Here is a 13017-nt window from a genome sequence, read left to right on the forward strand (position 1 = left end):
CAGCACTCCTTAATTTAAGAAAAGGCGGATCTCTCCGGCTTCCCGGAAGAAATCCTCCTTTTTTCACTAGACGCGGAAATAATATCCCACACCCCATTTGGTATGCACATATTTGGGATCACTGGGGCTGGGCTCGATTTTCTCCCTCAGACGCCTTACATGAACGTCTACCGTACGGACATCGCCTGTGTCCATCGCCTTGTTTCCCCAAACATAAGTAAGCAGCTGTTCTCTGCTGTAAACCTTACTGGGATTGCAGGTTAAAAGTTCCAGAAGATCGAATTCCTTGGCCGTTAAATTGATCTCCTTATCTGCGATAAAGACCCGTCTGGCATCCCGGTCCAGTTTTAAATCACCGGCTGTCACCAGATGGCTGTCTTCCTTATGATCCCGTCTGCCCTTCTTGGCATTTCTCCGCATGATTGCCTTAATCCTGGCTTTTACCTCCAGAATATTAAAGGGCTTTGTAATATAGTCATCGGCTCCGTACTCCAGCCCGAGAATCTTATCCATATCATTGCCCTTGGCTGTCAGCATGATGATGGGCATCTCGGAAAACTCCCGGATCGCCTGACAAACTTCGTATCCATCATACTTTGGAAGCATAACGTCCAAAAGCACTACATCGTATTCCTTCTGCTTTGCCAGATTAATGGCTTCCTCACCGTCATAGGCACAGTCCACTTCCATACCGTCCTGCTCCAGACTGAATCTCATTCCTTTTACAATCAGTTTTTCGTCATCTACTACTAAAACACTTGCCATTTTGCACCTCTGTTTTCTATTTAAACCGTTATATCGTCTTTTATCTTCTGAAAGGCTGCCTCCTTAATCCCTGATATCTTCATAATATCTTCAATCTTCTGAAATCCGCCGTGACTCTCCCGGTAACGAATGATGTCATCCGCCTTTGCCTCTCCGACACCTCTTAAAGTCATCAGTTCTTCCTTACCTGCCGTGTTAAGATTCACCTTATGACTGCCTTCCGGTATATTTTTCAAGGAAGATGTTCCCTGATCCAAAAGCCTTTTGGCTTCCTCCTGATCCGGCACCTGAATCTTCATACCATCTTTGACCTGCTCTGCCATGTTTAACGTATCGGCAGCTGCATTCTCCGTAAAGCCTCCGGCCACCGCGACAGCCTGAAAAATACGGCTTCCCTCCTCCAGCTCATAGACTCCCGGAGAAACCACCTCTCCGCATATATGTACATAGCAAATACGTGACGGTTCTTCCGGTGCTTTCAGGGAATCCGAGGCCGGAGTTTCCTCCATTGAGGAAACAGGCGGCTCCTGAATAGAAACAAAAGCTTTTTCTTCCGGGTATATATGATTTCTGTTTAAGCCATAGCAGATGCTGCATATGATTACACATATAGCTATGGCTGCGATCTTAATCCTATGATAGTTCATGGAATCCTCCCTTTACAAAATTTTGCAAAAAAGGATCCCATCCTCAGCCCTTGTACCTATTCTACCTAAAGAAATAAGTAAATACAAGCACTATTTCCAAATTAGTTAAAGATTATAATGCCTATGATGGCTACAACTGCCCCAATCAGTTTTTTCCACTCAAATCCCACTTTTTCCACACCGAATAATCCAAATACCTCCACTGCATAAGCCACCACTATCTGGGATACTACTATAATCAGCGCGGCTTTAGCCGGACCCAAGGTCCCCATACTTTTTACAACTGTATAAGTAATGAATGCGCCTAGAATACCTCCGATCAGCATGTATTTGGGGTGAACCGTAAGAAGGGCTGAAATATCGTCCCTTCCTGAAAAATACCATAAAATCAGGCAGGTTAAAAAGGCGGTCAGCTGAACCCAGCCGGTGGACACCCACATACTTGTCTGTTTGGACACTCCCGTATTTAATACTCCCTGTATACTCATTAGCGCTCCTGATATCAGAGCTATGATAAAGCCTGTCATATACACAACCTCCGCATCTGTATTTTTAATCCGAAAAAATGCAATGATGCACTGCTTTACTAGGTTGTGCTTAATTTACTTTTTTATACTTATTTTTACAGGTTCAAATAGCTTGACAATCCCTTTTATTTCAGTTATACTCACACCGAAATGAAAAAATTATGACACGCTGGGGGAGCCTTAGGCTGAGAATGGTATTTACCTGACCCTTACTACTTGAACCGGATAATGCCGGCGGAAGGAAGCAATAGTAGTAGTCCCCTCCTGTGCATATAAAGGAGGTTTTTTAATGTCATTTTTTCTAACCTATTCTCAGGAATCCGGAGAATACTTCTTAAAACCAGGCGGATACGGTCTGGTGGTTGCTGCGCTTCTGGTGATTCTGCTTGGACTTCATCTGCTTACTGGCAAAAACCTGCCTACAAGACAGCTGAAAACCCGCCAGATGGTAACCTGCGCAGGCGCGATGGCACTGGCGCTGGTGGCTTCTTTCATCAAATTTGCCTCACTCCCGTTTGGAGGTTCCATCACACTGTTCTCCATGCTGTTCATCTGTCTGACCGGCTATATCTACGGCGTTAAGGCCGGAATCATGACAGGAGTGGCATACGGAATTCTTCAATTTATTGTGGAGCCATATATCTATGCCCCCGTTCAGTTCCTCCTGGACTATCCGGTTGCATTTGGATGCCTGGGACTTTCGGGATTATTTCATAATAGAAAGTATGGTCTGATTCCTGGTTATGTTACAGGTGTTTTGGGCAGATACCTCTGCCATGTTATATCCGGTTATATATTCTTTGCTTCCTATGCACCGGAAGGCATGAACCCGCTTTTATATACCTTTGGATATAACGCCACCTATATTGTTCCTGAGATGGTTGTTACTATAGTAATATTATATCTGCCTCCGGTCATCGAAGCCATCAGCCAGATGAAACGTCAGGCGGTAAATGGTTAAAGTTTAGCGGGGTACGTGCGCCCCTGAAGTCAGACATACAAGTGTAAAATACCGTCCATCCGGACGGTATTTTTCGTTGTTACACTTATTTCTTTTTATGCTTCAACCGTTTCATAATCTCCACAATCGGAATGATGGAAACGGAAATCAATATCGCTACAAGATATTCTACAAATGAAATATGCTCAAATGAAAATGCTTCTCTTAAAAACGGAACATAAATTACGGCAGTTGTCAAAACAAAGGATACCGCTAACGATGCGGTCAGAAAGTTATTCCGTGATTTTAATTGAAAGATGGATTCCTTTCTGGAACGCATATTAAAGGAATGAAACATTTCAAGAAGAGACAGGGCTAAAAATGCCATCGTCATACCATCGGAACTCTCCGCAATCTCCCATACTCCGCTTTCCATATAATGCCCGATAAAGTACGCAGCCAGAGTAAGGATCGCGATCATCCAGCCCTGAAATGCTGTTTCGGCCCCTATGCCATCGGAAAATACGCCATCTTTGGGACTTCTTGGAGCGCGTTTCATAATATCGCCTTCTTCTGCTTCCATACCAAGACCAATGGCAGGAAAACAGTCTGTAATCAGGTTAATCCACAACAGATGCACCGGCTTTAAAATTGTAAACCCTAAAAGGCTGGCGACAAATACGGCAATTACCTCTGCAAGATTTGAGGAAAGTAAAAACTGGATCGCCTTGCGGATATTATCGTAAATACGGCGTCCCTCTTCCACAGCGGCCACAATAGTCGCAAAATTGTCATCGGCCAGCACCATATCTGCAACATCTTTTGTAACATCTGTTCCGGTAATTCCCATTCCCACACCGATATCCGCTTCTTTAATGGAAGGTGCGTCGTTCACACCATCTCCTGTCATGGCAGTTACTTTGGAAAGCTTCTTCCATGTCCTGACAATACGTACCTTATGTTCCGGCTGAACTCTTGCGTAAACAGAATAATTCTTTATTGTCTTTTCCAGTTCTTCATCAGAGATCTTTTGAAGCTCAGCACCAGTAACCGCCATGCTTTCATTTTCAAGAATTCCAAGCTCTTTTGCAATGGCAACAGCTGTATCCTTATGGTCTCCGGTAATCATAATCGGCCGGATACCTGCTTCCTGGCATTCTGTAATCGCTGCTTTTACTTCAGGACGTACCGGATCGATCATTCCAGAAAGACCCAGGTACACCAGATCCTTTTCCAGTATTTCCGGCTCAACGGCCGAAGGAGCGCTGCCCCACTCTCTCATGGAACCGCACAAAACCCTGAGCGCATTATCCGCCATGCTTTTATTTGCTTTTAAAATGGCTTCACGCATTTCATCTGTCATATCAGCGATGCCGCCGCCTGTATAAACCCTGGTGCATCGTTTTAAAACCTCATCCGGCGCACCTTTTGTAAACTGTATCACTGTACCATTTGCTTTTTTATGAACCGTTGACATCATCTTTCTGACGGAATCAAAGGGTGCTTCTCCAATTCTTACATATTCCTTTGCCAGCTCCGGCTTTGACAAACCATTTTTAAATGCATCATTGACCAGGGCACATTCCGTAGGTTCTCCCACTGCCTGTGAACTGTCCATGTCCAATTCCGCATCACAGCACAGTGACATGGCAGTCATAAGAAGGGTTTCGTCAGAAGCAGAATGTTCCACAACCGTCATTTTGTTCTGTGTTAAGGTTCCCGTCTTATCCGAGCAGATAATCTGAGTACAGCCCAGTGTTTCCACTGCTGTCAGTCTTCTGATAATGGCGTGTTTCTTTGACATCTTTGTCACACCGATGGAAAGCAGAATGGTGACAACTGCCGCCAGACCTTCCGGAATTGCAGCTACCGCCAGAGAAACTGCAACCATAAAGGTATCAATGATCTGTTCTAAATGGATCCCGCTTCCAGACATGCCAATCCTTAATAAATCTATGGCAAACATAAGAGCACAGATTCCAAGAACCATGATGGACAGTACTTTGGAAAGCTGGTCTAATTTAATCTGCAGCGGAGTCTCTTCCTCTTTGGCTGTATTGAGCGCATCGGCAATATGACCGATTTCCGTTTCCATGCCGGTATAACATACTACAGCCTTTCCTCTTCCATATACGATAGTAGAACCAGTATAGACCATGTTCTTTCTGTCTGCCAGCGCAACCTCTCCTGATCCGTCTCCAACCACTTCCGTAATCTTGGATACGGATACGGATTCTCCGGTCAGCGCTGCTTCTTCCACCTTTAAGCTGGCAGATTCCAAAATCCTGGAATCAGCAGGTACACAGTCCCCTGCTTCCAAAAGGATGATGTCACCAGGGACAAGTTCTTCGGAGCGGACAATGATGAGTTTATCGTTCCGGATTACCTTTGATGTGGCCGCCGCCATCTCCTGTAAGGATTCAATTGCAGACTCTGCTTTCGATTGCTGATAGACTCCAAGTACTGCATTAATGATAACCACAGAAATAATAATAAGGGTATCGATCATGCTTTCGCCCGCATAAATCGAAGTTACTCCTGAAATGACCGCTGCAACAATCAGAACAATCGTCATAAAGTTAGCAAGCTCTTTTAAAAATTTTTGAATCAGACCGGGCTTTTTTCCTTCCTTCAGTTTGTTCAGCCCGTACTTTGACCTTCTCTCCTCCACCTGAGAGTCCGAAAGTCCCTGATGCGATGTCTCCAGCTGGCTTAAGACATCTGTTGATTCCATTAAGTATTCTTTCCGCATAGTTCTTCTCCCGTTATATTGTAAGTGGTAAATCCCTGTTTCCGTTCCAAATCGTTCATATTTGGAACATTTGCTTCGTCCTTTATTATACCATATTTCACATTTCTTTGAAAGCTATAAAATTATTTTGTACAAAACGCACAAAATTGCATGCGACGTTTTTATTGTGTGTTTCATAAATGAACCAAAATAGCCACTTAATTGGTTGGTGAACCCATTCCTGTATGGTATCATATTTTTATCAATCAAGGGCGTTTTGAAGAACCTGATAAAAGCAGATGGAAAAGGTAATTACATGATTAAATTATTAATAATATCAGATGATTTTACGGGCGCGCTGGATACCAGTGTTCAGTTATCAGCAAGAGGTGCAGCTGCGTATGTAACTTTGGATTTTGAGTTTAATACGTCCGATTTAACCCCCAATACTGATGTCCTGGTGGTAGATGCCGAAACCCGTCACTTAAACCAGAAGGACGCCTATGCAGCTGTGTTTTCCATAACAGAGCACGCACGAAAGTCCGGAATTCCCTATATTTATAAAAAAACAGATTCCGTCCTCAGGGGAAATATCGGAGCAGAACTTGCAGCAGTACTTACGGCCAGCGGCCAGAAACGGATTCATTTCATACCAGCTTATCCACAGATGGGGCGCACTACAAAAAAAGGAATCCACTATGCAGATGATATTCCCATTGACAAAAGCATTTTGGGTAAAGATCCCTTCGAACCGGTCCAATCCTCTGACATAACACAGATAATAAGGTCCCAGACAGATATTTCTTCTTCTATTATAGAAGATGCCGGTCAGGACTGGAGCCAGGAAGAAGGAATCCTGATTCATGATTCACAGACAGCAGAAGATCTGGAGGTGATTGCAGAAACGCTTAAAGAGAAAGGCGAAATACATCTGTTAGCCGGCTGCGCCGGATTTGCAGCACTGCTTCCAAAGATAACAGGACTTTCCGGAGCAAAACCTCAGATGCCGGAGATTTCCCCTCATCTGCTCATAGCATGCGGCAGTATTAATCCGGTTTCTCTGGCGCAATGCAGCTATGCAGCAAAAAACGGGGCGCCTCATTATCACCTCACCCCGGAAGAAAAGCTTAATCCATTGTGGGCAAAAGGAGAGGCAGCAGAAAATCTGATGAAACAGCTGCTCAAATCCTGCGAGGAGAATCCAGTCGTTATTTTCAATGCCAACGGACCAGACGAGCCTGATAAGACCTATGAATACGCGAAAGAAAAAGGGCTCGGGCTGTCACAGATCAGAACTAATGTTGTATCTGTGATGGGACAGCTGATTGAGGGGCTGATTGACCGGGGAACAGATGCAACCATTTTTCTCATGGGAGGCGACCTTCTTTACCAGTTTGTAAAACAGACCGGAATAACAGTTATATCACCTGTCTGCGAGGTTGAGCCGGGTGTTGTGCTTTCAGAGGTCCTTTATAAAGGAAAAAGGGTCACTATCATATCAAAGTCCGGAGGTTTTGGACGGGAATCACTTTTTATGGATATGTCAGAACAATTTAATAAAATAAAGAATTGCTGAATGATTTTCCGGGAAACTCTAATCAGGATATAAAAAACATTAAAATACGTGTTTCCAGCAATGAAACAATTGCCTTATATAATTATAAATCAGGAGGATAACAACATGCAATACGCGAAATTACCTGGCCTGACCTGGGACGGCACTATTTACCAAAACGATGACATGGGAATTCTGGAGGCACTCCTTCCTACCGGCGGATACCCCACCGCCCATGCTCCGGCAATGCTTCAGCTGCCTGACGGCGATCTTCTGTGCTGCTGGTTTGCAGGCACCTACGAAGGCAGCGCCGATATCCATATCATCTGCTCACTTCTTCCAAAAGACGGGACTGCATGGCTTCCGCCTGTGGATATCTCCGGTGACCCCTGCAGAAGTGAGCAGAACCCCTCCTTGTTCTACGGTCCCGATCGTGCTGTATGGGCGATGTACACCGCACAGCTGGACCGTCAGGAAGGCAAAGATAACATGCAGTATACAGCCGTAGTACGCTGTCAGAAGAGTACAGACGGCGGCAGAACATGGGGTCCCTATGAGACAGTTTTCCCCGAAGAAGGAACCTTCTGCCGCCAGCCGATACAGATTCTTTCAAATGGACGCTGGATCTTCGCAAACTGGCTGTGCACGGATTCCGCAGACGGGCTGTCCGGAGATCCCACCGCTTTCCGCATCTCAGATGACGAAGGAAAGACCTGGCGCATGGTGATGATGCCTAAGAGCAACGGTCATGTTCACGCCAATGTCATAGAGCTGGAAAACGGACACCTGGTTGCTTTTATGCGTAACCGTGAAGCTTACCGCATTCACCGCAGTGAGTCCTTTGACTGGGGTGAGACCTGGAGCGAGCCGGCTCCCACTCCCCTTCCAAACAACAACTCCAGCATCAGTGCAGTGAAACTGCAAAGCGGACGCATTGCCATTGCCTACAACCCCACCTGTACACCCGATCCCCAGCCTGGCAAGGCTGCATGGCCTGGTCTTCGCTGCCCGGTTGCAGTTGCACTGACTGAGGATGGCGGTCTGACCTTCCCCATCATCCGCTATATGGAACGGGGCGAAGGTTTCATGGGTGATGAAAACAAAACCAATAACCGGCAGTACGAATATCCCTATCTGATGCAGTCAGACGATGGGGCGCTCCATCTGGCCTATGCCTCCCACACCCGCGCCGGAGTGAAATACATTCGATTTACCGAGAAGGATGTTCTGGGACAAAAGAGAGAGCGGGTTGGACTCTATAACCCAACTGCTGCCAAGAGCCATTAGTAACAAAGAAAGGATTAAAAATGCTGAAAACCTATAACATTAAAATGCCCCACGCCGTATATGGCGGAGAAAACGCCATGGAAAGCATCACTACCATCTTAAAAAACAGACAGGTGAAGCGGGTCGCCATGTTTACAGATAAGGGAATCGAGGAAAGCGGCCTGTTTAACCTGCCTGAGGAAGCAGTAAAAGCTGCAGGAGCCGATTACTATATTCTGGATGATCTCCCCGCGGAACCAACCTATACCGCTGTTCAGAAACTGGTGGACCAGTTTAAAGAAAACAAAGCGGATATGATCGTGGCCTGCGGCGGCGGAAGTGTCATGGACGCAGCCAAACTGGCAAGTATTCTGGTTACTGATGAATATGGAGTCAGGGAACTGTTAGACGATCCTGGTCGCGCACAAAAGTGCGTTCCCATTATTTTGATCCCCACCACTGCAGGTACCGGAGCAGAGGTTACCCCCAACGCCATTGTTGCCGTTCCTGAAAAACAGCTAAAGGTGGGTATCGTCAACGAGAATATGATCGCTGACTATGTGATACTGGATGCCAGAATGATCAAGAACCTGCCCCGCAAGATTGCAGCGGCTACGGGTGTGGACGCTCTTGCTCACTGCATCGAGTGCTACACCAGCAAGAAAGCGAATTCGTTCAGCGATCTGTATGCATTAGAGGGTCTGGATCTGATTCTTAACAACATCATGGATGCATGTAACGATCCTGAGGCAATGGAAGCAAAAAACCGGATGCAGATTGCAGCCTACTACGGCGGACTTGCCATCACTGCTTCCGGAACAACTGCCGTACACGCATTAAGTTACCCCCTCGGCGGCAAATACCACATCGCACACGGTGTATCCAACGCAATGCTACTGGCTCCGGTTATGCGTTTCAACGAGCCGGTATGCCGCGGGAAGTTTGCAGCTGCCTATGACCGTTGTGTCCATACAGAACAAAACTGTACCACAGCGGAAGAAAAAAGTGCTTATATACTTACATGGATGGAGAAGATCGTTAAGGACTTAGACATTCCTGCCAGCTTAAAGGAATTTGGGGTACCTGCAGAAGACTTAGACGGACTGGTAGAAGCCGGTATGCAGGTTACACGCCTTCTGGTAAATAATATGCGGGAAGTTACTCCTGCCGATGCACGGGCGCTTTATCTGAAAATCATTTAATAAAAGGAGAATATTATGATGAAGAACGTTGAATTAAAAGGTATTATCCCACCGATTCTGACCCCGATGAATCCCGATGAATCTCTTAATCTGGAGGAACTGCGTAATCAGATTGAGCGCATGCTGGAAGGCGGTGTTCATGGTCTGTTCCCATTCGGAACCAACGGGGAAGGTTATATTTTAAGCGAAAATGAAAAAATTGAGATACTTGAGGCTGCTATTGACCAGGTAAAGCATCGTGTTCCGGTGTATGCAGGTACAGGCTGCATATCCACGGCTGATACCATCCGCGTCAGCAGGAAAGCGCAGGAACTTGGGGCCGACGTGCTGTCCATTATCACACCCAGCTTTGCTCTTGCTTCACAGAAAGAGCTTTACGATCATTACGTGGAAATTGCAAAGCATGTAGACATTCCCATCGTGCTGTACAACATCCCTGCACGCACAGGCAATAAACTGCTTCCTGAGACCGTTGCAAAGCTGGCTAAAGATGTTGATCTAATTATGGGGGCCAAAGACTCCAGCGGTGACTGGGATAACTTACTTGCCTACATCAACCTTACAAAGGACTTGGACAAAGATTTTCGTGTATTGTCCGGAAACGATTCACTGATTCTGCCTTGCCTGGAGGCAGGCGGTGCAGGCGGCATCGCAGGATGTGCAAACGTATATCCTCATGTTCTGGCATCTATATATGAACTGTTCAAGGCTGATAAACTGGAGGAGGCTAAGGCTGCTCAGGACTCCATCGCTTCCTTCCGTGCCGTATTCAAATATGGCAACCCAAATACTGTTGTTAAAAAGGCTGTTTCTCTGCTTGGTTACCCGGTAGGCGACTGCCGGCGTCCATTTAACTATCTATGTGACGAAGGGGTTGATGCACTAAAACAGGTTTTGAAGGATAACGCTGAAAGAGGGATGTGTTGATATGAATGTTCAGTTTAGACCTATTATTGGCATTTCTATGGGGGATCCCTTTGGAAATGGTCCGGAAATAACAGTTCGGGCGCTGGCAAATGCGAAACTCTACGAGCGCTGTAAGCCTTTGATCGTGGGCGATGAAACTTCCATCAGTTACGCTTTGAAGGTGGCTGAAAAAGTTCACGGCATTCATCTGGAGCTGAATGTGGTTTCTGCTCCCGCCGAAGGCAAGTATACCTATGGTACCATCGACCTGATGGATTTGAAACTGATTCCTGCAGAAGAAATTCCAGATACCTCCAAACTGGAGGTGCCTGAGCCATTTGGTGTGGGAGCCTGTGCCCTGGGCGGTGAAGCTGCCTTCCAGTATGTGGTGAAAGTGATTCAGCTGGCTATGGAGGGCCAGATAGACGCTACGGTTACCAATGCCCTGAGTAAAGAAGCCATAAACATGGCTGGTCATCACTATTCCGGCCATACCGAGATTTATGCTGATTATACGAACACACCTAAGTACACCATGATGCTGGCTCACAAAGATCTGCGGGTAGTCCATGTTTCCACTCATGTGTCTTTACGTGAAGCTTGTGACCGTGTCAGAAAGGACCGTGTCCTGGATTGCATTCGCATTGCCAACGATGGCTGCAAAGCACTGGGAATTAAAGAGCCTAAAATCGGTGTTGCAGGGTTGAATCCCCACTGCGGGGAGAACGGCATGTTTGGCTGGGAGGAAGCGGAAGAAATCCAGCCTGCCATTGAAGCTGCCATGGCTGAGGGCATTCTTATCCCCGAAAAGAAACCTACTCCTCCTGATACCGTGTTCTCCAAGGCACTGGGCGGCTGGTATGACATCGTTGTTGCGATGTACCACGATCAAGGCCATATTCCGCTAAAGGTAAAAGGCTTTGTTTATAACCGTGAAGAAAAGCACTGGGAAGCTGTAGAGGGTGTTAACGTAACTCTTGGTCTGCCTATCATCCGTACCAGCGTGGACCATGGCACCGGCATCGATCTTGCAGGCAGCGGCCGCTCCAGTGAGCTGAGTCTGATCAATGCTATGGATTATGCCATCCTTATGGTGAATGCCAGAAAAGAAGCCTGAAATTAATATAATGTCTCCAACTGCCAAAAATAATGCTTTATAAAAGAGAGGAGTTCAAACAAATGACTATCCCAATGATTATTGCCCTCGCTGTCACTGTACTCATGATTGTTTTAATCATGACAGAAAAGCTTCCATTCGGTGCACCTCCAATACTTGCCTGTCTGCTAATGGTTCTTTTTGGAATAACCGATATTAAAACTGCTTTCGGCGGTTTTTCTAACGCTACCATAATTATGCTTGCCTCTTTCATGGCAATCGTGGCCGCTCTTCAAAAGACCAGTCTTATCGGCACTTTCAGAAAAACAATTTTGAATATGGCTAACAAAGGCGGATACAAGGCATATATACTGTTATTTATCATCGTTATGCTGGCCAGCAGTATTTTTGGCACAGGCTCAACTGCATTCTATGTTCTTACATTAGGTATTTTATCCACCATACAGTTTACTGACAAATTACCACGTGGTAAAGTGATTGCTGCTGCTGGTTTCGCAGCGAACCATCCACTGATTCCTGTAAATGTTACATTACAATATGGCATTGTTATTGCTGTTTTAGCATCTGCCGGTTCAGGTATCACCAGCGTTTCCTTAGCAAAATTCTCTATTGTAAATCTAATACTTTCATTAGCTTATGTCGCATGGGCTTTAATCGGATATAAAGTTCTGCCAAACAAAAATGTTGAGGATACAGAAATTGGAGCTGATAAGTCTAAAGACACCGTTTATGATTTACCAAAATGGAAAGAAAATGTAACATATGCAGCCTTTATTGCAGCAGTTGTTGGTATGATTCTTCAAAGTAAAATTGGCGATGCAGGATATATGGTTCCAGGTTTATCTGCATGTCTGATTTTAGCGATCGGTGTTCTTAATTTTGATGAAATCCGTAACAATATCGGTGCTCCGATTATTTTGATGTCCGCCGGCGTTATCGGTGTTGCCGACGCTCTCGGCAGTACGGGGCTGACTGCTTTAGTTGGCGAAACTGTAGCCAATATGCTTGGCACGAACATCAATCCTTTCATCCTCATCTTTGTATTCTGTATGTTAACAAGTGTACTTGCTACCCTTACAGGATCCACGATAGGTACTGTTTATGTATTTGCTCCTATGGCTATTGCTACCTGCATGAGCCTGGGCCTAAACCCAACAGCAGCGGCGGCTGCCATTGTAGTTTCGGGCTGGAATGGGCACTTCTTACCAATTGACGGTATGCCGGCTATGGTAATGGGAATTGGAAAATACAAGCTGATCGAGTTTTGGAAATACACAATTCCAATGTACTTTATCCGCCTGCTTGCCTTAACAGCCGGAGCCTTGCTATTGTTTCCAATGTAAGATTTAAAAATTAACCAA

At 45.7% G+C, this 13017-nt stretch carries 11 protein-coding genes and 1 riboswitch; of the genes, 7 read left to right on the plus strand and 4 right to left on the minus strand.

The genetic code is table 11. The features are described 5' to 3' along the window. Window positions 1-66 precede the first annotated feature (66 nt). From V7D18_RS14815 to V7D18_RS14825, 3 genes are all read right to left on the minus strand, one after another. Window positions 67-765 carry a response regulator transcription factor gene (locus V7D18_RS14815; protein ID WP_117415353.1) on the minus strand — a complete coding sequence of 233 codons (699 nt, stop codon included), beginning with the start codon at window positions 763-765 and terminating at the stop codon, window positions 67-69. Window positions 766-785: 20 nt separating this feature from the next. Further along, window positions 786-1412 (minus strand): helix-hairpin-helix domain-containing protein, encoded by a 627-nt coding sequence (locus tag V7D18_RS14820; protein WP_426155160.1) that lies wholly within the window; start codon window positions 1410-1412, stop codon window positions 786-788. Window positions 1413-1513: 101 nt separating this feature from the next. Next, a complete protein-coding gene (locus V7D18_RS14825) occupies window positions 1514-1939 on the minus strand; it encodes a DMT family transporter (RefSeq protein ID WP_426155162.1) in 426 nt (141 codons plus the stop codon). A 161-nt stretch (window positions 1940-2100) separates the two neighbouring features. After that, window positions 2101-2199, plus strand: a riboswitch (TPP riboswitch). A gap of 29 nt (window positions 2200-2228) precedes the next feature. Here V7D18_RS14825 and thiT point away from each other — a divergent pair. Then, a complete protein-coding gene (gene thiT / locus V7D18_RS14830; RefSeq protein WP_426155164.1) occupies window positions 2229-2900 on the plus strand; it encodes an energy-coupled thiamine transporter ThiT in 672 nt (223 codons plus the stop codon). An 85-nt stretch (window positions 2901-2985) separates the two neighbouring features. Here the strand turns inward: thiT and V7D18_RS14835 are convergent, their stop codons facing one another. Next, window positions 2986-5631, minus strand: a complete 2646-nt coding sequence (locus tag V7D18_RS14835; protein WP_426155166.1) for a cation-translocating P-type ATPase — start codon at window positions 5629-5631, stop codon at window positions 2986-2988. Window positions 5632-5926: 295 nt separating this feature from the next. Between V7D18_RS14835 and V7D18_RS14840 the strand changes: the two genes are divergently transcribed. The 6 genes from V7D18_RS14840 (at window position 5927) to V7D18_RS14865 (ending at window position 12999) form a co-directional block, all read left to right on the plus strand. Continuing rightward, window positions 5927-7186, plus strand: a complete 1260-nt coding sequence (locus V7D18_RS14840) for a four-carbon acid sugar kinase family protein (RefSeq protein WP_426155168.1) — start codon at window positions 5927-5929, stop codon at window positions 7184-7186. 105 nt (window positions 7187-7291) lie between these two features. Continuing rightward, window positions 7292-8452: a sialidase family protein gene (locus V7D18_RS14845; protein ID WP_426155172.1), complete on the plus strand. Its 1161-nt coding sequence runs from the start codon at window positions 7292-7294 to the stop codon at window positions 8450-8452. Window positions 8453-8472: 20 nt separating this feature from the next. Next, the gene (locus V7D18_RS14850) at window positions 8473-9633 is read left to right on the plus strand and encodes an iron-containing alcohol dehydrogenase (RefSeq protein ID WP_426155174.1); all 1161 of its coding nucleotides are present in this window, start codon (window positions 8473-8475) and stop codon (window positions 9631-9633) included. A gap of 18 nt (window positions 9634-9651) precedes the next feature. Further along, window positions 9652-10560, plus strand: coding sequence for a 4-hydroxy-tetrahydrodipicolinate synthase (gene dapA / locus V7D18_RS14855; RefSeq protein WP_426155222.1), 909 nt, complete (start codon window positions 9652-9654; stop codon window positions 10558-10560). A 1-nt stretch (window position 10561) separates the two neighbouring features. Beyond that, window positions 10562-11656, plus strand: a complete 1095-nt coding sequence (gene pdxA, locus V7D18_RS14860; protein WP_426155176.1) for a 4-hydroxythreonine-4-phosphate dehydrogenase PdxA — start codon at window positions 10562-10564, stop codon at window positions 11654-11656. A gap of 62 nt (window positions 11657-11718) precedes the next feature. Further along, window positions 11719-12999, plus strand: coding sequence for an SLC13 family permease (locus tag V7D18_RS14865; protein ID WP_426155177.1), 1281 nt, complete (start codon window positions 11719-11721; stop codon window positions 12997-12999). Window positions 13000-13017: the final 18 nt, after the last annotated feature.

Origin of the sequence: Lacrimispora sp. 38-1, from assembly GCF_049890855.1 — a bacterium.
In the GTDB taxonomy this organism is placed as follows: domain Bacteria; phylum Bacillota; class Clostridia; order Lachnospirales; family Lachnospiraceae; genus Lacrimispora.